General features: G+C 60.4%; 19 protein-coding genes and 1 pseudogene. 7 read left to right on the top strand and 13 right to left on the bottom strand.

Annotated elements, in window-relative coordinates; all coding sequences use genetic code 11:
- Positions 1–95 precede the first annotated feature (95 nt).
- The 5 genes and pseudogenes from leuS to ACQKPC_RS19010 all read left to right on the top strand — a co-directional run.
- Positions 96–2477: pseudogene (leuS, locus tag ACQKPC_RS19030) on the top strand (leucine--tRNA ligase); the annotation flags it as partial.
- Between the two features lie 89 nt (positions 2478–2566).
- Complete coding sequence (lptE, locus tag ACQKPC_RS19025; RefSeq protein ID WP_427625898.1) at positions 2567–3172, top strand: LPS assembly lipoprotein LptE; 606 nt, start codon at positions 2567–2569, stop codon at positions 3170–3172.
- Between the two features lie 39 nt (positions 3173–3211).
- Complete coding sequence (gene holA / locus ACQKPC_RS19020) at positions 3212–4249, top strand: DNA polymerase III subunit delta (protein WP_063342425.1); 1038 nt, start codon at positions 3212–3214, stop codon at positions 4247–4249.
- 258 nt (positions 4250–4507) lie between these two features.
- Complete coding sequence (gene arfA, locus ACQKPC_RS19015) at positions 4508–4672, top strand: alternative ribosome rescue factor ArfA (protein WP_046069682.1); 165 nt, start codon at positions 4508–4510, stop codon at positions 4670–4672.
- A gap of 62 nt (positions 4673–4734) precedes the next feature.
- On the top strand, positions 4735–6057 hold the full coding sequence (locus ACQKPC_RS19010; protein ID WP_427625897.1) for a lytic murein transglycosylase: 1323 nt from the start codon (positions 4735–4737) through the stop codon (positions 6055–6057).
- Between the two features lie 129 nt (positions 6058–6186).
- Here the strand turns inward: ACQKPC_RS19010 and ACQKPC_RS19005 are convergent, their stop codons facing one another.
- The 13 genes from ACQKPC_RS19005 to ACQKPC_RS18945 all read right to left on the bottom strand — a co-directional run bounded on the left by ACQKPC_RS19005 (position 6187) and on the right by ACQKPC_RS18945 (position 18764).
- Positions 6187–7137 carry a S66 peptidase family protein gene (locus ACQKPC_RS19005; protein WP_427625896.1) on the bottom strand — a complete coding sequence of 317 codons (951 nt, stop codon included), beginning with the start codon at positions 7135–7137 and terminating at the stop codon, positions 6187–6189.
- A 174-nt stretch (positions 7138–7311) separates the two neighbouring features.
- A complete protein-coding gene (lipA, locus tag ACQKPC_RS19000; protein ID WP_007946663.1) occupies positions 7312–8334 on the bottom strand; it encodes a lipoyl synthase in 1023 nt (340 codons plus the stop codon).
- 1 nt (position 8335) lies between these two features.
- Positions 8336–8983: a lipoyl(octanoyl) transferase LipB gene (lipB, locus tag ACQKPC_RS18995; RefSeq protein WP_427625895.1), complete on the bottom strand. Its 648-nt coding sequence runs from the start codon at positions 8981–8983 to the stop codon at positions 8336–8338.
- Positions 8983–9258, bottom strand: a complete 276-nt coding sequence (locus tag ACQKPC_RS18990) for a DUF493 domain-containing protein (RefSeq protein WP_007894389.1) — start codon at positions 9256–9258, stop codon at positions 8983–8985. The genes lipB and ACQKPC_RS18990 overlap by 1 nt, the downstream gene beginning before the upstream one ends.
- Before the next feature lie 80 nt (positions 9259–9338).
- Positions 9339–10496, bottom strand: a complete 1158-nt coding sequence (locus ACQKPC_RS18985; RefSeq protein ID WP_427625894.1) for a D-alanyl-D-alanine carboxypeptidase family protein — start codon at positions 10494–10496, stop codon at positions 9339–9341.
- A 182-nt stretch (positions 10497–10678) separates the two neighbouring features.
- A complete protein-coding gene (locus ACQKPC_RS18980) occupies positions 10679–11689 on the bottom strand; it encodes a septal ring lytic transglycosylase RlpA family protein (RefSeq protein ID WP_007894385.1) in 1011 nt (336 codons plus the stop codon).
- The gene (gene mltB, locus ACQKPC_RS18975) at positions 11689–12699 is read right to left on the bottom strand and encodes a lytic murein transglycosylase B (protein WP_427625893.1); all 1011 of its coding nucleotides are present in this window, start codon (positions 12697–12699) and stop codon (positions 11689–11691) included. Before mltB ends, ACQKPC_RS18980 begins: the two co-directional genes overlap by 1 nt.
- Before the next feature lie 17 nt (positions 12700–12716).
- Positions 12717–13820: a rod shape-determining protein RodA gene (gene rodA / locus ACQKPC_RS18970; RefSeq protein WP_161990844.1), complete on the bottom strand. Its 1104-nt coding sequence runs from the start codon at positions 13818–13820 to the stop codon at positions 12717–12719.
- Positions 13821–13851: 31 nt separating this feature from the next.
- Positions 13852–15747 carry a penicillin-binding protein 2 gene (gene mrdA, locus ACQKPC_RS18965; RefSeq protein ID WP_008070114.1) on the bottom strand — a complete coding sequence of 632 codons (1896 nt, stop codon included), beginning with the start codon at positions 15745–15747 and terminating at the stop codon, positions 13852–13854.
- Positions 15748–15757: 10 nt separating this feature from the next.
- Positions 15758–16225, bottom strand: a complete 468-nt coding sequence (gene rlmH, locus ACQKPC_RS18960; protein ID WP_427625892.1) for a 23S rRNA (pseudouridine(1915)-N(3))-methyltransferase RlmH — start codon at positions 16223–16225, stop codon at positions 15758–15760.
- 9 nt (positions 16226–16234) lie between these two features.
- Positions 16235–16729: a ribosome silencing factor gene (rsfS, locus tag ACQKPC_RS18955; RefSeq protein WP_038981377.1), complete on the bottom strand. Its 495-nt coding sequence runs from the start codon at positions 16727–16729 to the stop codon at positions 16235–16237.
- Between the two features lie 72 nt (positions 16730–16801).
- Positions 16802–17491 (bottom strand): nicotinate-nucleotide adenylyltransferase, encoded by a 690-nt coding sequence (nadD, locus tag ACQKPC_RS18950; protein WP_427625891.1) that lies wholly within the window; start codon positions 17489–17491, stop codon positions 16802–16804.
- Position 17492: 1 nt separating this feature from the next.
- On the bottom strand, positions 17493–18764 hold the full coding sequence (locus ACQKPC_RS18945; RefSeq protein WP_427625890.1) for a glutamate-5-semialdehyde dehydrogenase: 1272 nt from the start codon (positions 18762–18764) through the stop codon (positions 17493–17495).
- Between the two features lie 189 nt (positions 18765–18953).
- Between ACQKPC_RS18945 and ACQKPC_RS18940 the strand changes: the two genes are divergently transcribed.
- Positions 18954–19652 (top strand): DNA-3-methyladenine glycosylase, encoded by a 699-nt coding sequence (locus tag ACQKPC_RS18940; protein ID WP_427625889.1) that lies wholly within the window; start codon positions 18954–18956, stop codon positions 19650–19652.
- Positions 19653–19829: 177 nt separating this feature from the next.
- Positions 19830–21146: a bifunctional DedA family/phosphatase PAP2 family protein gene (locus ACQKPC_RS18935; protein ID WP_427625888.1), complete on the top strand. Its 1317-nt coding sequence runs from the start codon at positions 19830–19832 to the stop codon at positions 21144–21146.
- Positions 21147–21212 lie beyond the last annotated feature (66 nt).

The raw sequence follows: 21212 nt of genomic DNA, 5'->3' as shown, positions 1-21212 counted from the left end.
GCAGCCATTGATGGTCATCCCCTTCGGCGCAACAAATGCGAAAGCCACGCAAGTGAGTGGGGATCAGGTCCAGCGACTGCAGGTGCCCGTTCGGGCCCATGGGTTGGGACGCCTTCGGCATGCCGGCGGAAAACGCCGCGATGAAGAACAACGTAGCGCCCGCCAAGTGGACCTACGAAAACATCGCCTACATGAAAAGCCAGCTGCGCAGCCTGGGCCTGGCGGTGGACTGGTCGCGCGAAGTGACCACCTGCAAGCCTGATTACTACCGCTGGGAACAATGGCTGTTCACTCGCCTGTTCGAAAAAGGCGTGATTTACAAAAAAAGCGGCACTGTGAACTGGGACCCGGTCGACCAGACCGTTCTGGCCAACGAGCAAGTGATCGACGGTCGCGGCTGGCGTTCCGGCGCGCTGATCGAAAAGCGCGAAATCCCGATGTACTACTTCAAGATCACCGCTTATGCGGATGAGCTGCTGGAAAGCCTCGACGAACTGACTGGCTGGCCTGAACAGGTCAAGACCATGCAGCGCAACTGGATCGGCAAATCCCGCGGCATGGAAGTGCAGTTCCCGTACGACGTCGCTTCCATCGGTGAAACCGGCGCGCTGAAAGTCTTCACCACCCGTCCGGACACCCTGATGGGCGCAACCTACGTTGCGGTGGCCGCCGAACACCATCTGGCGACCCTGGCCGCGCAGAACAACCCTGAGCTGCAAGCGTTCATCGCTGAATGCAAGGGCGGCAGCGTTGCCGAAGCCGACGTCGCCACTCAAGAGAAAAAAGGCCTGCCGACCTCGCTGTTCGTCGAGCATCCGCTGACCGGTGAGAAACTCCCGGTGTGGGTCGCCAACTACGTGCTGATGCATTACGGCGATGGCGCGGTCATGGCTGTTCCGGCTCACGACGAACGTGATTTCGAGTTCGCCACCAAGTACAACCTGCCGATCAAATCCGTGGTGCGCACGAGTTCCGGTGACACCAACCCGGCTCCTTGGCAGGATGCGTACGGCGAGCACGGCACGCTGATCAACTCCGGCGAATTCGACGGCCTCGACTTCGCAGGTGCGTTCGACGCCATTGAAGTTGCGCTGATCAAGAAAAACCTCGGTGCCTCGCGCACCCAGTTCCGCCTGCGCGACTGGGGCATCAGCCGCCAGCGCTACTGGGGCTGCCCGATCCCGATCATCCACTGCGACACCTGCGGTGATGTGCCGGTCCCGGAAGATCAACTGCCCGTGGTGCTGCCGGAAGACGTCGTACCGGACGGTGCCGGTTCGCCACTGGCGCGCATGCCCGAGTTCTACGAGTGCAACTGCCCGAAATGCGGCGCTGCAGCCAAGCGTGAAACCGACACCATGGACACCTTTGTAGAGTCCTCGTGGTACTACGCCCGCTACGCCTCACCACACTATGAAGGTGGTCTGGTGGAAAAAGCGGCGGCCGACCATTGGTTGCCAGTGGATCAGTACATCGGTGGCATCGAACACGCCATTCTTCACCTGCTTTATGCGCGCTTCTTCCACAAGCTGATGCGTGATGAAGGCCTGGTGAGCTCCAACGAGCCATTCAAGAACCTGCTGACTCAGGGCATGGTGATCGCCGAGACTTACTACCGTCGCGAAGCCAACGGTGCCTACACGTGGTTCAACCCGGCGGATGTCGAACTTGAACGCGACAGCAAGGCCAAGGTCATTAGCGCCAAGCTGATCGCAGACGGCCTGCCGGTGGAAATCGGTGGCACCGAGAAGATGGCCAAGTCAAAGAACAACGGCGTCGACCCACAGTCGATGATTGACCAGTTCGGCGCAGACACCTGCCGCCTGTTCATGATGTTCGCCTCGCCACCAGACATGAGTGCGGAATGGTCCGACTCCGGCGTAGAGGGTTCGCACCGTTTCCTCAAGCGCGTCTGGCGCCTGGCTCAAGCGCACGTCACTCAGGGCCTGCCGGGCAAACTGGACGTCGCCAGCCTGAACGACGAGCAGAAAGCCATTCGCCGTTCGATCCACCAGGCCATCAAGCAGGCCAGCCACGACGTCGGCCAGAACCACAAATTCAACACCGCCATCGCCCAAGTGATGACGCTGATGAACGTGCTGGAAAAAGCCGCGCAAGGCACCGAACAGGATCGCGCACTGATTCACGAAGGTCTGGAAACCGTAGTCCTGCTGCTGGCTCCGATCACCCCGCACATCAGCCACGAACTGTGGCATCGCCTGGGTCACGCCGATCCGGTCATCGATGCCGGTTGGCCGGTGCTGGATGAAAGTGCCCTGGTACAGGACAGCCTGCAGCTTGTCATTCAAGTCAACGGCAAGCTGCGCGGCCACATCGAAATGCCGGCCAGCGCCAGCCGCGAAGAAGTCGAAGCGGCCGCGCGGGCCAACGAAAACGTCCTGCGCTTCGTCGATGGCCTGACTATTCGCAAAGTGATCGTAGTGCCCGGGAAACTGGTCAATATCGTCGCCAGCTAAATTGGATCGGGCGCCAGGTCATGCCTGGCGCCGAGTAAAACCTTTCGGGCCGCTTGACCGGCCCACATGGTTTCAAGGGGAGCAACAAGATGATCAAACGCAATTTGCTGGTGATGGGCCTTGCAGTCCTGCTGAGCGCCTGCGGTTTCCAGCTGCGCGGCACCGGCACCACTGAACTGGTGATCAAGGAACTCGATCTGAGCGCCCGCAATGCCTACGGCGAAACCGTGACGCAATTGCGTCAGGTGCTGGAAAGCAGTGGCGTCAAGGTCTACAGCGGCGCACCTCACAAACTGGTGCTGACCGATGAGCAGGAAAGCCAGCGCATCCTCAGTTACGCAGGCGCCGGTCGTACTGGCGAGTACCAGATGACCATGGTGCTGAACTATGACATCCGGGGTCAGAGCAACCTGCCACTGCTGAGCGACAAGCTCGAAGTGCAGAAAGTCTTCATCCATGACGGCAACAACCTGGTGGGTTCCGACCAGGAAGCCAACGATGCCCGCAAGGAAATGCGTCGTGAACTGGTTCAACGCATGATGCTGCGCCTGCAACAGATGACCCCGACGCAGTTGGAACAACTGCAACAGACCGCTGATGCCAGGGCCAAGGCTGAAGCCGACGCATTGGAAGCGGCGCAGAAGGCTGAAGCGCAGACGCCGCGTCAGTCGCCTGTCGAACTGCCGCAGCAATAAGCCTTACGGGGCGCTCAGGCGCCCCGTTTGCCTCTTCTTATGAAACTCGCCCCCGCCCAACTCGGTAAACACCTGCAAGGTGCCCTCGCGCCGGTCTACGTCATCAGTGGCGATGACCCACTGCTGTGTCAGGAAGCCGCCGACGCCATTCGCGCGGCTGCCCGCCAGCAAGGTTTCGATGAACGCCAGGTCTTTGCCGCCGACGCCAGTTTCGACTGGGGTACGCTGCTGCAGGCCGGCGCCAGCATGTCGCTGTTCGCCGAAAAACGTCTTCTGGAACTGCGTCTGCCCTCCGGCAAACCCGGAGACAAAGGCGCCGCGGCATTGATTGAGTATTGCTCGCGCCCGGCCGAAGACACGGTGTTGCTGATCAGCCTGCCCAAGCTTGACGGCAGTGCGCAGAAGACCAAGTGGGGCAAGGCGCTGGTCGAAGGTCCGCAGACCCAGTTTGTGCAGATCTGGCCCGTAGACACCAACCAGTTGCCGAGCTGGATCCGTCAACGCCTGTCCCAGGCCGGGCTTTCCGCCAGCCAGGACGCTGTCGAACTGATTGCCGCTCGGGTCGAGGGCAACCTGCTGGCTGCCGCCCAGGAAATCGAAAAGCTCAAGCTGATGGCAGAGGGTGGGCAGATCACTGTCGAAACCGTGCAAGCGGCAGTAGCCGACAGCGCCCGTTTCGATGTCTTCGGCCTGACCGATGCAATTCTCAATGGCGAAGCTGCTCACGCCCTGCGCATGCTCGAAGGGTTGCGCGGCGAAGGCGTCGAACCGCCGGTGATCCTCTGGGCGCTGGCCCGAGAACTGCGTCTGCTGGCCAACCTGTCGCTGCAATACAGCCAAGGCGTGCCGCTCGACAAAGCTTTCAGCCAGGCCCGACCGCCAATCTGGGACAAACGCAAACCGTTGATGAGCAAAGCGCTGCAACGCTATTCGGCACAACGCTGGGCGCAGTTGTTGCTCGAAGCCCAGCGCATCGATGCACAAATCAAAGGCCAGGCGGCGGGTTCGCCATGGATGAGCCTTAGTCGGTTGACGCTGTTGATGGCCGGGCAGAGATTGTCGTTGCCGGCCGAGTAATGTTTTTTGTGGCGAGGGGGCTTGCCCCCGTCCGGCTGCGCAGCAGTCGTAAATCCGATCACCGCGCTTTACCTGTTGTACCTCCACAGCCGGTTTTGGGGCTGCTTCGCAGCCCAACGGGGGCAAGCCCCCTCGCCACAAAAACCAACCTCACTACAAAGAATGCCGAAAGGTCCTACACAACGTAGGGACTAGACAGAACCCTTGCTTCGGCAGATTATCCCCCCCGCAAAACCCACTCACTTGCGAGAGACCATCATGAGCAAAAAGCCATCTAAACATGGCCCCAACAAGGCCAAATCCATCGTCGCCCAGCCACTGTTCCGTAGCCGTCAGGAACGAGCCGGCAAGGGCAAAGGCAGCTACCGCCGCGAAGCCTTCCAGTCTAACAGCTGGGAGGCTTCTTACTTTCTGGCGGCCTGAAAGGCAAGCCATCGCTCAACATGTTAAGGTCTGCACCTGATTCGTATCCTCTGGACCTGTGCATGCCCCTTTGTATTTCCCGTCGTTGGCCTCTTCGCCAACTGATAGCTGCCTCCAGCCTCGTACTGCTTGTCGCCTGCGCGGAAAAACCCACCGCTGCCGACGCCCAACCGCTTCAGACCCGCACCGTTGCGACGGCCCCTGCGATCATTCCGCCGGTGGTTCCAACCGGTGAAAATCTCGACATCCAGCCTACCCAGACCTTTGCCGAATGGCAGGCGGGTTTCCGTAAAGACGCCCTCGCCGCCGGCATTCGCGCCGACCTGTTCGATCGTGCTTTTGCCAATGTCAGCGTGGACGACAGCGTGATCCGTGCCGATCGCAGCCAACCGGAATTTACTCGCCCGGTGTGGGAGTACCTCGATGGCGCGCTGTCGCCGCTACGGGTGCGCAAAGGTCAGGCGCTTGTCGGCGAACACGCCGACATCCTGCAAAGCATCGAACAGCGCTACGGCGTCGACCGTCAGGCTCTGGTCGCGGTGTGGGGCATGGAAAGTAACTTTGGTCAGTTCCAGGGCAGCAAGTCGGTGATCAACTCCCTGGCGACCCTGGCTTATGAAGGTCGACGTCCGGGCTTTGCTCACGCGCAACTGATCGCAGCCTTGCAAATCCTGCAACAGGGCGATATCGCCCCCGAGAAAATGCTCGGCTCCTGGGCAGGCGCCATGGGCCAGACCCAGTTCATTCCGACCACCTACAACACCCACGCCGTAGACTTCGACGGTGATGGCCGCCGCGACATCTGGAACAGCTCTGCTGATGCATTGGCCTCGACCGCGCACTACCTGCAAAGCTCCGGCTGGCAGAAAGGTCAGCCCTGGGGCTTCGAAGTACAACTGGCGAGCGGCTTCAATTACGTCCTGGCCGATGGCGCGATTCGCAAGAGCGTGGCCGAGTGGCTACAACTGGGGGTAACCCTGCCCAATGGCGGCCAGGTTCCGGCAGGCTCCGAACACCTGTCGGCCGCCCTGTTGTTGCCGGCAGGCTATCGCGGCCCGGCGTTCCTGGTCCTCGATAACTTCCGCGCGATTCTCAAGTACAACAACTCTTCGTCCTACGCCTTGGCCGTGAGTCTGCTGTCCGAGCGCTTCAATGGTGGCGGTTTGATCAGCGGTCTATGGCCAAAAGATGACTTGCCGCTGAGCCGTACCGAGCGAATCGAGCTGCAAAACCTGCTGAGCGCCCAGAACTACGACGCAGGGACCGCCGACGGGATTATCGGCGCCAATACCCGCAAAGCGATCCGCAGCGCGCAGCAGTCGTTTGGCTGGCCGGCGGATGGTTATCCGACGCACAAGTTGCTGGAAGGGTTGCGTAGCCGATAGTAAGACGAACGGCTGATACCGCTTTCGCGAGCGAGCCCGCTCCCACAGTTGACCGAGTTCTTTGATGAAAACGCGGTCGAATGTGGGAGCGGGCTTGCTCGCCAAGACTGACTGTCAGGCGATGAATTCCTAAGCCTTGATCACCACATCCTGCTCCAACACCAACGCCTTTTCCCCCGCATCCAGCCTGACCAGCGCACCCATCGGCAGCGTCAGATTCGGATCACAATGCCCGCTACGCCATCCGGCCAGCACGGGGATGCGCAACGGCGCAAAGGTCTGCTTGAGCAACTTCTCCAGCGCAATCGCATCAACCCCAGCCACATCCCCCACCAGAACCCCACGCAGCTTGTGCAACGTGCCGGCCAGACGCAAATGCGTCAGCAGCCGGTCGATGCGATACAGCGGCTCGTTGATGTCTTCGATGAACAGGATGACGCCCTCGGCATCGATCTCGTAAGGCGTGCCCATGGTCGCGGCGATCATCGACAGATTGCCCCCCAGCAAACGCCCGTGAGCGATGCCGGGCTCGATTGTGGTCAACGGCCAGGCCACCGGGTGAGAAAGCACACTGCCCGCCTTCACCTGCCCGCGCAGCATGTTGAAAAACGAGAACTCGGTGGGTTGCTGCTTGTCACCCAGCAGGTCAGCGTTGAGCATCGGGCCATGGAAGGTCACGAACCCGGCATAACGACTGATGGCCGAGTGCAGTGCAGTAACGTCGCTGTAGCCGATAAAGGGCTTGGCGTTGTTGCGCAGTAATTCGAAATCGATGCGATCAAGCAAACGCGGTGTACCGTAACCGCCACGCAGACAGATGATGGCATCGACCTCGCTGTCGGCGAATGCGCCATGCAAGTCATTGAGCCGCACATCATCACTGCCAGCCAGATAACCCTCTTGCTCATAAACGCCGGGAAACACGCGCAGCGAATAGCCGCGAGCGCGCATCCAGCCGATGGCTTTATCGGTGTCCAGCGCTGCGGGGCCGGCGGGCGCGATCACGCCAATCAGCCCTGTAAGCGGCAAGGCCGGAACGGGGGCATGTGGACAAAGGGTGTGGGTCGGTCGAGCAGTCATCCATGATTCTCCCTGTGAACGCTTCAGCACACAGTAGTCAGGAACGGGAATAAACAGAAGAGGGTCAATCGCACCACGGTTTGCAGGAAAAGACTGTAATCGCCGTGAGCACTGCTAAAAAAAGGCCCGCAAGGCCTGGAAGCCTTGCGGGCCTTTTTTGCTCTCAAAACGGGATCAGGACGACATCAGCTCGGCCTTGACCAGTTTCGCCTGCTCGTCAGCGTGGTACGAGGAGCGTACCAGCGGCCCGGAAGCAACGTTCTTGAAGCCCATCTTGTAACCTTCCTCGGCGAACCAGGCGAAGGTGTCCGGGTGTACGAAGCGCTGGACCGGCAAGTGGCTGCGGGACGGTTGCAGGTACTGGCCCAGGGTCAGCATGTCGATGTCGTGTTCGCGCATGCGCTTCATGACTTCGATGACTTCTTCGTCGGTTTCGCCCAGGCCCAGCATCAAACCGGACTTGGTCGGAATGTGCGGCATCATCTGCTTGAAGCGTTGCAGCAGGGTCAGCGACCACTGGTAATCCGAACCCGGACGCGCAGCCTTGTACAGGCGCGGCACGGTTTCCAGGTTGTGGTTGAACACATCAGGCGGCTCGGCGGCGGTGATTTCCAGCGCGACGTCCATGCGGCCACGGTAGTCCGGGACCAGGGTTTCGAGCTGCACGTTCGGCGACAGTTTGCGGATTTCGCGGATGCAATCGGCAAAATGCTGGGCACCGCCGTCACGCAGGTCGTCGCGGTCTACCGAGGTGATTACGACGTACTTGAGTTTCAGGTCGGCGATGGCAATGGCCAGGCTTTCCGGCTCGTTGACGTCCAGTGGCTTCGGACGACCATGACCAACGTCGCAGAACGGGCAGCGACGGGTGCAGATGTCACCCATGATCATGAAGGTCGCGGTACCACCGGAGAAGCACTCGCCCAGGTTCGGGCAGGACGCCTCTTCGCACACGCTGTGCAGCTTGTGTTTACGCAGCAGGGCCTTGATGCGGTCGACCTCCGGGGAAACCGGGATGCGCACGCGAATCCAGTCGGGTTTCTTCGGCAGTTCAGTGGTCGGGATGATCTTCACCGGGATGCGTGCAACCTTCTCGGCGCCGCGCAGCTTGACGCCGGCTTCAACCTTGGCACGCGGGGCCGGACGCTCGGTGACATCGAGCGTCGGGATCATGGTTTGCACTGCATCAGTAGTCATATCAGTCGATTCCGCCCGTTAGGGTCGTCTGCTCAGCATAGTCGAGGTGTTTGACGAGCTGCGCGCGCAGCCGGGCACTTACCTCGGCAAATACAATCGATCCTGCGTGATCGCACAGCTGGGTCATTGCCAGCCCGGCGTAGCCGCAGGGATAAATCCGTCGAAACGGTTCCAGGTTCATATCCACGTTCAAGGCCAGGCCATGAAAGGAGCAACCGTGGCGGATCCGCAGACCCAGAGAAGCGATTTTCGCGCCATCGACATAGACACCCGGCGCATCCGGCTTGGCCACCGCGGTCACGCCGTAGCTGGCCAGCAGCTCGATCAGGCATTGCTCCATGCGGCTGACCAGATCACGCACGCCGAACCCCAGCTTGCGCACGTCCAGTAACAGGTAGGCCACCAGTTGGCCGGGACCGTGATAAGTCACCTGACCACCGCGGTCGACCTTCACCACCGGAATATCCCCCGGCAGCAGCAGATGCTCGGCCTTGCCAGCCTGACCCTGAGTGAACACCGGCGGGTGCTCGACCAGCCAGACTTCGTCGGCGGCATCACTGCCGCGTTCGTTGGTGAAGCGCTGCATGGCATGCCAGACCGGCTCGTAAGCCATCTGGCCGAGCTCGCGAAAGCCCAGCGTGCCAGACATCACAGCACCATGTGCACGAAACCGGTAGCCCGCAACTCGCTGTTGATGTCGTACAGCTGTTCCTGGCCGGTGGCGATGATGTGCAACTGGATGGTCGTGTACTTGCCGTTGGTACTCTGCCGTTCGGCAAAGGTGTTGTGGTCAACGGTCGCGTGTTTCTCAAGGATCGCAATGATCTTGTCCTTGAAACCCACGCCGGTGTCGCCGATTACCTTGATCGGGTAATCCGCGCAGGGGAATTCGATTTTTGGCGCCTTTACTTCAGTTTCTGTCATGGCGTAACGGCCTCGTAAGCCGTGGCAACGGACATGGCCCTGCTCCGGATTGGAACGGGGCCATGCAGGTCCACACTAATTCAGTTGAACAAGCCGTAGAAGAATAGACGGATGCTATCCCACATGCGGCGGAAGATACCACCCTCGTCAACCGCGTCCAGAGCGATCAGGTCGGCGCTGTGCACCACTTTGTCGTCCAGTTTCACTTCGACTTTACCGATCACATCGCCTTTGGCGATTGGCGCGACCAGTTGCGGGGTCATGGTCATGCTCGCGGCGAGCTTTTTCAGCTGGCCTTTTGGCAGGGTCATGGTCAGGTCTTGAGCCAGGCCCGCCTTGACTTGATTGGTGGTGCCTTTCCAGACAGGTGCCTGGGCCAGCTCGGCGCCTTTCTGATAGAAGGTCTGGGTTTCGAAGAAGCGGAAACCGTAAGTCAGCAGCTTCTGGGTTTCAGCAGCACGGGCCACTTCGCTGTTGGTGCCGAACACCACGGCGATCAGGCGCATGCCATCACGTACAGCCGAAGACACCATGCAGTAGCCGGCTTCGTCGGTGTGACCGGTTTTCAGACCGTCGACGGTCTTGTCACGCCATAGCAGCAGGTTGCGGTTAGGTTGCTTGATGCCGTTCCAGAAGAACTCTTTCTGCGAGTAGATCGCATAGTGAGCCGGGTCTTCGTGGATGATCGCGCGAGCCAGCACGGCCATGTCGTGAGCCGACGAGTAGTGCTCAGGGTTTGGCAGACCGGTCGGGTTCATGAAGTGGCTGTTGGTCATGCCCAGGTCGGCCACGGTTTTGTTCATCATGTCGGCGAACGCGTCCTCGCTGCCGGCGATGTGCTCGGAGAGCGCAACACTGGCGTCGTTACCCGACTGAATGATGATGCCGTGCAGCAGATCACTGACGGTGACTTGCGAACCCACCTTGATGAACATCCGCGAACCGCCGGTACGCCAGGCGTTCTCGCTGACGGTCACCGGATCGTTTTCGCCGATCTGGCCACGACGGATTTCCAGGGTCGCGATGTAAGCGGTCATCAGCTTGGTCAGGCTGGCCGGTGGCAGACGCTGGTCACCATTGTTCTCTACCAGCACGTTGCCACTGCTGGCGTCCATGAGTACGTAGGCTTTGGCGGCCAGTTGCGGTGGCGACGGCATTATCTCGGCCGCGAAAGCCGCGGGTGAGAGAAGCAGCGGGACTAGCAGGCACAGGCGTTTGGCAAAGGTGGTGATGTTCATCCGTCTCTCGAAATCGCTAATGGAAACTGCCCTAGGGCAAAACTAATCAGACAACTCTCTAAAAAGTTGTCGCGTGTTCAGTTGCTCACTCTGCAACCCTTGCCGGGCTTTTGTTCTTCAACGAGCCAACAACCCGGTTCGCCCCCCAAACCGCAAGCGAACCGTCAATCAAGTACTACGTGTTACTCGGCGCTGACCAGGCTCGGCGAACCGAGATTGGCCAGCCGCACGCTGTTTTGCACTTGCTGGATTTCACCCGGCGAGCCGATCGGCCCCAGGCGCACCCGATGCAGTGTCTGTTGGTTACGCACGATCGAGCTGATGAACACCGGAGCGCTCACCATCCCGCTGAGCTTCGATCTCAGGAGTTCTGCAGCGTCCGGGTTGGCGAACGCGCCCACCTGCAGATACTGGCCAGAGGCTGGTACAGAAGCGTTTTTTTTTGCATCGATCTGCACGGGCACTACGGCCGCGGCGTGTTGCTGCGGCGGTGGGGTCCATTGCTCGACGGTGCCGGCCGATGCCGTCATCACCGGCGCGCTATTTTGTGCGACTTTCGGCTCGTTAAGCATTAAAGGCGCCGGGCGACCTTTGGCTGCCCACCATTGCTGCGGGTCGATGCCTTCGACCTTGACCCGCGCCGTACCGGTTTCGGCATAGCCGAGTTTCTTGGCGGCCGCGTAGGACAAGTCGATGATCCGGTCCGAATAGAACGGCCCGCGGTCGTTGACCCGCAGGATGACCGTCTTGTTGTTGTCCAGGTTAGTCACCCGAACGTAACTTGGCAGTGGCAGGGTCTTGTGCGCTGCGCTCATGCCGTACAGGTCATACACTTCGCCGTTGGCGGTGTTCTGGCCATGGAATTTGGTGCCGTACCAGGACGCAGTGCCCGACGCCACGTAGGTCCTGGATTCTTGCATCGGGAAATAAGTCTTGCCCAGCACCGTGTACGGGTTGGCTTTATAAGGACCGCTGTGCAGGGTCGGCGTGGCATCTGGAATACGTGTTACGTCGACGTCCCACCAGGGTGCGCCATCCTTGTGAGCCCGGTTGATATCCAGGCCAGGTGCCGAACGAACGGCGGTCGGGGACTTCTGAGCCGGCGCGCGACTGGTCGAACAACTGGCGACCAGAACCGTCAACGCGGCGAACGCCATGAGCTTCAGGGGTTTATTCATAGGCAATGCCCGCATTACTTGACGCCCCGTGCTTGGACCAGCTGTTCAGACAGTTGATGTACGGCCATGGCGTACATCACGCTGCGGTTATAACGCGTGATTGCGTAAAAATTCGTCAGGCCCATCCAGTATTCAGGGCCATTGTCACCTTCCAGGCGGAAAGCCGTGACCGGCATATCATCGCGCAGCGCATCATGACTCGACCAGCCCAGCGCCCGCAACTCCCCGACAGTTTTCGTCGGCTCGATACCTGCGGTCAAACCTTCATCTACCTGATCGCCGCGCACATCGGCGCGGCTGACCACAGGTTCGCCGGCGACCCAGCCGTGACGCTTGAAATAACTGGCGACGCTGCCGATGGCATCATCCGGGTTGGTCCAGATATTAATGTGGCCGTCGCCGTCGAAATCCACCGCATAGGCGCGAAAACTGCTTGGCATGAATTGCGGCAAACCCATGGCCCCGGCGTAGGAGCCTTTGAGGGTCAACGGATCGACCTGCTCTTCACGGGCCAGTAGCAGGAATTCACGCAACTCCTTGCGGAAGAATTCGGCACGGGGAGGATAGTCGAAACCCAAGGTGGACAAGGCATCGATCACCCGGAAATTGCCGGTATTTCGACCAAAGAAGGTCTCCACGCCGATGATCGAGACGATGACCTGCGCCGGCACACCGTATTCCTGCTCGGCACGAGCCAGGATCGCTTCGTGCTGACGCCAGAAGTCCACGCCACGGGCGATGCGCGCCTCGGTGATGAACATCGGGCGATATTCTTTCCACTGTTTAACCCGTTCGGCGGGCTTGGAGATCGCGTCCAGAATCGACTGTTTGCGCTCGGCTTCGCGGAACACGCCCATCAGCTGTTCACCGGCAAAGCCATAGTCGCGGGTCATTTCACCGACGAACTCGGCCACCTGCGGTGAGCCTTCGTAATCGCCGGCCCACGCTTGCTGCGCGGTACCAAGGATGCTTACCAGGCCGACCCACGGTGCGTATCGAGTCGCCCAGCCACGCATTACTTGCATTGAAATCTTCACCTTATTCAAACCTGTGCGATCCACTTGCGATGGGTATGGATCGACATCAAAACCCCAAACGCTGACAGTAGCGTCACCAGCGAAGTTCCTCCGTAGCTAATGAACGGCAACGGTACCCCCACAACCGGCAACAGGCCACTGACCATACCGATGTTGACGAAAACGTAAACAAAAAACGTCATGGTCAGGCTGCCCGCGAGCAATTTGCCGAACAATGTCTGCGCCTGGGCGGTAATCACCAGCCCGCGACCGATCAACAACAGGTAAATCAGCAACAATGCGCAGATGCCCACCAGGCCGAACTCTTCGCCCATCACCGCAATAATGAAGTCGGTGTGGCTTTCCGGCAGGAAGTCCAGGTGCGACTGGGTGCCAAGCAACCAGCCTTTGCCGAACACGCCACCGGAACCGATGGCTGCTTTCGACTGAATGATGTTCCAGCCCGTGCCCAACGGATCGCTCTCTGGGTCGAGGAAGGTCAGGATTCGCTGCTTCTGGTAGTCGTGCATGATGAAGTACCACATGCCGACCGCCACCGGCACCGCCGCGGCAATCACGCTGAGAATCCAGCGCCAGCGCAGGCCGCCCATGAACAGAACGAACGCGCCACCGGCGAGAATAAGCAGCGAAGTGCCGAGGTCGGGTTGACGCACGATCAGAATGAACGGCAACCCGATCAGAAACAGACTGACGCCCACATGCTTGAGTTGCGGCGGCAAGGTGCGCTTGGACAGGTACCAGGCGATGGTTGCCGGCATCAGGATCTTCATGAATTCCGAGGGCTGGAAGCGGATCACCCCGGGAATGTTGATCCAGCGCGTGGCACCCATGGCGTTGTGGCCCATGACATCCACCACCACCAGCAACAGCACGCCGATCACATAACCGACCGGCACCCAACGGGCCATGAAACGCGGCTCGAACTGGGCGATGACGATCATCGACACCAGGCCGATGCCGAAGGAGGTGGCTTGCTTGGCCAGCAGATCCCAGCTTTTGCCGCTGGCCGAATACAGCACGAACAGGCTGCCGGCCGCGAGGGTCAACAGCAGGATCAGCAACGGGCCGTCGATGTGCATGCGTTGCAACAGCGTCGCACGGCGACGCATCACATCCTCGCTGGAGAGGATGCGATCGAAATTACTCTTCACGGGCCGTAGCCTCCGCACTGATAGGGCTGGCGTATTCGGCTTTCAGTCGGCCGTCCTGGTCCAGGAGCCAGGCGTCCATGACTTGACGCACCACTGGCGCGGCGACGCCGGAACCGGACTCGCCGTTCTCGACCATCACCGACACCACGATTTGCGGGTTGTCGGCCGGCGCGAAGCCGACAAACAAGGCGTGGTCGCGGTGACGCTCCTGAACCTTGGAGCGGTCGTACTTTTCGCCCTGCTTGATCGCGACCACCTGGGCCGTACCACTTTTGCCGGCAATCCGGTATTGAGCACCGATGGATGCCTTGCGCGCCGTACCGCGGGCACCGTGCATCACCTGCTGCATGCCGTGGTTGACCTTGGTCCAGTCCGACGGGTCGCGCAAAATGATGTCCGGCATCGGATTTTCGTCCACCGGCTTCGCACCTTCGAGGGTCTTGGCCAAATGCGGACGATTCCACACACCCTTGTTGGCCACCAGCGCCGTGGCCTGCGCCAACTGCAACGGAGTGGACTGCATGTAGCCCTGACCGATCCCGAGAATCAGCGTTTCGCCCGGGTACCAGGCCTGACGACGGGTTGCGCGCTTCCATTCCCGGGTCGGCATCAACCCCGGCGACTCTTCGAACATGTCGAGAGAGACCTTCTGACCAATACCGAATTTGCTCATGTAAGCCGACAACCGATCAATCCCCAGCTTGTGCGCCAGGTCATAGAAGTAGGTGTCGTTGGACCGCATGATCGCCGTGTCCAGATCCACGTAACCGTCGCCGGTACGGTTCCAGTTACGGTATTTGTGATCGTAATTGGGCAGTTGGTAGTAACCGGGGTCGTAGACCCGGGTCGATGCGGTGACCACGCCCGCATCCAGGCCGGCAATTGCCACCGCCGGTTTAATCGTCGAGCCCGGCGGGTACAGACCGCGCAACACGCGGTTGAACAATGGCCGGTCGATGGAATCGCGCAACTCGGAATAGGCTTTGAAACTGATGCCGGTGACGAACAGGTTCGGGTCAAAACTCGGCTGACTGACCATCGCCAGGACTTCGCCGGTTTTCGGGTCCAGCGCCACTACCGCGCCACGACGACCGCCGAGCGCGGCTTCGGCGGCTTCCTGCAATTTGATGTCCAGGCTCAGGACGATGTCCTTGCCGGAAATCGGCTCGGTACGTTTGAGCACCCGCAACACGCGGCCACGGGCGTTGGTCTCGACTTCTTCGTAACCGACCTGACCGTGCAGCTCGGGCTCGTAAAACCGCTCGATGCCGGTTTTACCAATTTGATGGGTGCCGCTGTAACTCACCGGATCGAGCGTCTTGAGCTCTTTCTCGTTGATCCGACCCATGTAACCCACCGAGTGCGCAAAGTGCGCGCCCTGCGGGTAATGCCGCACCAGCTGCGCGACCACTTCCACACCAGGCAGGCGGAACTGGTTCACCGCGATGCGGGCGATCTGCTCTTCGCTCAGTTCGAACAGGATTGGCACCGGCTCAAACGGTCGGCGCCCCTGACGCATGCGCTTCTCGAAAATCACCCGGTCCTCGGGCGTCAGCTCCAGCACTTCAACGATCACGTCGAGCACTTGCTGCCAGTCACCGGAGCGTTCGCGGGTCATGCTCAGGCTGAAGCTGGGCCGGTTATCGGCCACCACCACGCCATTGCGGTCGAAGATCAATCCGCGAGTCGGCGGAATCGGCTGTACGTGGACGCGGTTGTTTTCCGACAGGGTCGAGTGGTACTCGTACTGGATCACCTGAAGGAAATACAGCCGCGCGATCAGCACGCCAATCAGCGCCACCACTGCAATGGCCCCGAACACGACGCGGCCACGCACCAGACGGGCGTCTTTTTCGTGGTCCTTGATACGGATCGGCTGGGGCATGAGGGCAGAACTACTTGTGGTAAGGGTGGCCGGACAACACTGTCCAGGCACGATACAGCTGTTCGCCGATCAGAATCCGCACCAGCGGGTGCGGCAACGTCAACGGTGACAACGACCAGCGTTGATCCGCCCGGGCACAGACTTCCGGCGCCAGCCCTTCGGGGCCGCCGACCATGAAATTCACCGTGCGCGAGTCCAGCCGCCAGCGATCGAGCTCAACCGCCAGTTGCTCGGTGCTCCAGGGCTTGCCGTGGACTTCGAGGGTGACAATGCGCTCATTCGGCCCGACCTTGGCCAGCATGGCTTCGCCTTCCTGACGGATAAAGCGCGCCACGTCGGCGTTCTTGCCGCGAGTGTTGAGCGGAATTTCCACCAGTTCCAGCGCCTGCTCGGACGGAAGACGCTTGGCATATTCATGCCAGCCTTCTTCCACCCATTTGGGCATGCGTGAACCGACGGCGATCAGTCGCAGTCGCACAGCGGTCCCTTATTGCTGGTCTTTGTTGAGCTTGATGAAATGCTCATGGGTGTTTTCCGGGCTGTGGTGCGCGGCGCTGCCGGCACGGCTCTGCTCGGCACCCTGCCACAAACGCTCCAGGTCATAGAACTGGCGAGCGCTGGCAGTCATCATGTGCACAATGACGTCGTCCATATCCAGCAGCACCCAGTCGCTGTCGCCCTTGCCTTCTTCACCCAACGGCTTGACGCCCTGAGCCTTGACCGCCTCGCGGACCTTATCCAGCATCGCGCCGATCTGGCGGTTGGAAGTACCGGTAGCGATGATCATGAAATCAGTGATGCTCTGCTTTTCACGAACGTCGATCACCAGAACATCCTGGGCCTTGACGTCTTCCAGGGCCGCTACGGCAACCTTGACCAGCTCTTCGCCGCGCAGTTCCGGGCCGGTATTGGCCACTACTGGCAGCGGAGCGCTCTTGAACGTGCCCTTGCGCTTTACTTTGTTTACGTCTTTGTCAGTCATATAAAACTCGTTTTGCTCGTGTGTTCGGGCGCTTCGATACACGCATTCACGTGCCTTGAAGCGCGCCCTTTTTCAGTTCGACGCACGGTAAAGCCCGTGCGCATCGATGTAGGCCAGGACCGCGTCGGGCACCAGGAAACGTACCGACTTACCGCTGGCCAGCAGTTGACGGATCTGGGTGGCGGATACCGCGAGCGGCGTCTGCCAGACGAATGCAATCTGTCCGCTCGGCCCTTTGAGGGCCAGCGGGTCGCTCACCGAGCGCGCTGCCAGCAGGTTGCGCAAGGCATCCGGCGGTTCGCTGTCGGCATCCGGGCGTTGCAGCACCAGGATGTGGCAATGCTGGAGCAACTCTTCCCAGCGGTGCCAAGTGGGCAGGCCGCAAAATGCGTCCCAGCCCAAAAGTAGAAAAACCTGGTCTGAGGCGGCCAGTTCGGCGCGCATCAGTTCCAGGGTGTCGATGGTGTAGGACGGTTTGTCCCGCTGCAATTCGCGGGCGTCCACTACCAACGGTGGCACACCGGCCACCGCGCACTTGACCATCGCCAGACGGTCCTTCGCCGACACCTGCGGCGTACCGCGATGAGGCGGCCTGGCACTGGGTGTCAGACGCAATTCATCGAGCGCCAGCGATTCGGCGACTTCCAATGCACCGCGCAAATGGCCGATGTGCACCGGGTCGAAGGTCCCGCCCAACACGCCAATGCGTCGAGGCTGGGACTCGCTGGCGGTCACTTGGGCTGACGGGTCGAAGTCGCCCAAGTCAGAGCGACTCCTGGCCGCGCAACTGACCGTCACCGACCACGATGTACTTCTCGCAGGTCAGCCCTTCGAGGCCCACCGGGCCGCGGGCGTGCAGCTTATCAGTAGAAATGCCAATCTCGGCACCCAATCCGTATTCGAAGCCATCGGCAAAGCACGTCGGCGTATTGATCATTACCGAAGACGAATCGACTTCAGCCACGAAACGCCGGGTGTCGGCCAGGTTTTCGCTGACGATCGAATCGGTGTGATGGGAGCCGTACTTGTTAATGTGCTCGATGGCCTGATCCAGACCGTCGACCACGCGGATCGAGAGGATCGGCGCCAGATATTCGGTGTGCCAGTCTTCTCCAGTGGCCGCAACGGCCTCGATGATTGCCCGGGTGCGCTCGCAACCGCGCAGTTCGACGCCTTTTTCGCGGAACTGGGCAGCCATCGACGGCAGGAACTCATTGGCGACTGCCTGATCCACCAGCAGGGTTTCCATGGCGCCACAGATACCGTAACGGTAAGTCTTGGCATTGAACGCAATGCGCTGGGCTTTCGGCAGATCGGCGTGGGCACTGACGTAGACGTGACAGATGCCGTCCAGGTGCTTGATGACGGGCACGCGGGCATCGCGACTGACCCGTTCGATCAGGCCACGGCCACCACGGGGCACGATGACATCGACGTACTCCGGCATGGTGATCAGCGCGCCGACGGCCGCACGGTCGGTGGTTTCGACCACTTGCACCACGGCGGCCGGCAGACCGGCCTCGGCCAGGCCGCGCTGGATGCAGGCGGCAATGGCACGGTTGGAATGAATCGCCTCGGAGCCGCCACGCAGGATGGTCGCATTGCCGGACTTCAGGCACAGGCTGGCGGCATCGATGGTCACGTTCGGCCGAGACTCGTAGATGATCCCGATCACGCCCAATGGCACGCGCATCTTGCCGACCTGGATACCAGACGGGCGATAACTCATGTCGCGGATCGCACCCACCGGGTCCGGCAGTGCCGCGACCTGACGCAAACCGACGATCATGCCGTCGATGCGCTCCGGGGTCAGCGCCAGGCGTTCCAGCAGAGCAGGCTCAAGACCGTTGGCGCGGCCGGTGGTCAAATCCAGTTCGTTGGCAGCCGTCAGTTCGGCGCGTGCAGCGTCCAGCGCATTGGCAGCCGCCTGCAAGGCGCGGTTTTTCTGCGCGGTGCTGGCACGGCCGATCACGCGGGAAGCTTCGCGGGCGGCGCGACCCAAGCGGGTCATATAGTCAAGAACGGACTCAGTCATGGTCTGCAATGGTCTTTGCTAAGGTCTTGGTAAAGAGTAAAGCGGCAGATTATAGCTGTCGCGTCCCGGGACTAACAGCGGTGACAGGCGGATGGTCGAAATGGAGGGCAATTTGCCGACGTTCAGCCGTGATTAAGCCGCATATTGTTATCATCACGACTCCATCAGCCCTGATAAACGCTGTTCATCATGACCAACCTGCCTGTTTCTGCGTCCGCTACGCGCCAGCCCACGGGGTTGCCGGATGCATTTTTCGACCGCGATGCCCAAACGCTGGCCCGGGATTTACTGGGCAAAATCATCCGCCATAAGGTCGGCGACCTGTGGCTCAGTGCCCGGATCATCGAGACCGAAGCCTATTACTGCGAAGAAAAAGGCAGCCACGCCTCCCTTGGCTACACAGAAAAGCGTAAGGCTTTGTTTCTGGATGGCGGCCACATCTATATGTATTACGCGCGCGGTGGCGATTCGTTGAACTTCAGCGCTCAGGGTCCGGGTAATGCGGTATTGATCAAATCAGCCTATCCGTGGGTCGATGAACTGAGCGGGCCAGCGAGTCTGGCGCAGATGCTATTGAACAATCCCGATGCTCAGGGCCGCCCTCGCCCCTCACAAAAGCTGTGTGCCGGGCAGACGCTGCTTTGCAAGGCGCTGGGGCTGAAGGTGCCGGTCTGGGACGCCAAGCGCTTCGACCATGAAGTACTGCTGGTGGAAGATGTCGGGCCGGCGCCCGGCCACATTATCCAGACCACACGCCTGGGCATTCCCCACGGGCGCGACGAACACTTGATGTACCGTTTTGTTGATGCGGCTTACGCACTTTATTGCACGCGCAACCCGCTGCGCCGGGGGCAAGTCGAAGGGCGCGATTATTTTTTGTTGTCCTGAATTATTGAAAATCCATTGTGGGAGCGAGCCTGCTCGCGATAGCAGACTGATCGTCGAAGTAGATGTCGTCTGACAATCCGCTATCGCGAGCAGGCTCGCTCCCACATGAGACCTGTAGCGTTTTGAAGATTGCGTTTGTCCCTTGAGGCCAATTGATTATTCGATGGAGTTGTTTTTATGGGCCCATGGCTCGATAGCGTGACCGGTTGGCTGACGGTCAATCCGCAGTGGTTGGCCGCGGCAGTGTTCATTGTGGCTTGCATTGAATGCCTGGCGATTGCCGGGCTGATCGTGCCCGGCACAGTATTGCTGTTTGCCGTGGCGGTGCTGGCCGGCAGTGGCGCGTTGTCATTGGGTGAAACGCTGCTATTGGGTTTCCTCGGCGGCGTGCTGGGCGACATCGTTTCATACTTTTTAGGGCGACATTTCCACCAGAACATCCGTCGCCTGCCGGGGTTGCGCCATCATCCGGAATGGATGGCCGGGGCCGAGGCGTATTTCCAGCGTTATGGCATCGCCAGCCTGTTGGTCGGCCGCTTTATCGGCCCCTTGCGGCCGATGCTACCGATGGTTGCCGGGATGTGCGACATGCCCTTCCCGCGCTTCGCCGTCGTCAGCCTGTTGGCTGCCGCAGGCTGGAGCCTCGCCTATCTCCTGCCGGGCTGGGCCACCGGGGCAGCGATCCGCTTGCCATTGCCGGAAGGTTTCTGGCCTGAAGCCGCAATTGTCGCCGGCAGCATTGCGGTGATGGTCGGTCTGAGCGCAAACAGCAGCCTGCGCCGCCATCGCCGGGCGACCATCTGGATCAGCAGCATGAGCCTGTTGATCCTGATCGGTCTGTTCATCGGCTACCCGCACCTGACCGCCCTCGACCAAGGATTGATGACCCTGATACAGGAACACCGCAGCCCGGTGCTCGATGAAGTGGCCGTGGTGTTCACGCTGATCGGCGAATTCCGCAACATGTTCATGTTCAGCGCGCTGCTGACAGTCTTGCTGTTGCTGACACGACAATGGCGGCACGCGCTTTTCGCAGGCGGCACTTTGCTTTTCACCGCACTGGGCAATACCGCGACCAAGCACTTTTTCGCCCGCGTGCGCCCGGAAGTGCTGAGCGACCCGCTGACCAGCTACAGCATGCCCAGCGGCCATGCCTCGGGCTCTTTCGCGCTGTTCTTGACGCTCGCGGTGTTGGCCGGGCGCGGACAACCGCCGCGCATGCGCCTGACCTGGTTGTTGGTGGGCTGCTTGCCAGCGCTTATGATTGCCTTGTCACGGGTGTACCTGGGCGCGCACTGGCCGACCGATGTACTGGCCGGCGCGATGTTGGCGGCGTGCGTGTGCGCGGCCAGCCTTTGGCTGACTCAGCGCCAGACTTCGCTCGACGCCATGCCGCCGAAAATCTGGTGGCTGGTATTACCGTCGTTGGTGGCGTTGTTCGGTTTCTTTGTGTTGAGGCACATGCCGCATGCGATGTTGAGATACGCGTACTGAAAAGATCAAAAGATCGCAGCCTGTGGCAGCTCCTACATTAAATTGGCGTACTCCCTGTAGGAGCTG

The sequence above is a fragment of the Pseudomonas sp. NPDC089918 genome, from assembly GCF_050280605.1.
Lineage (GTDB): Bacteria > Pseudomonadota > Gammaproteobacteria > Pseudomonadales > Pseudomonadaceae > Aquipseudomonas.
The sequence above is the reverse complement of the archived record's forward strand: the minus strand, read 5'-3'. Positions and strand labels throughout refer to the sequence as shown.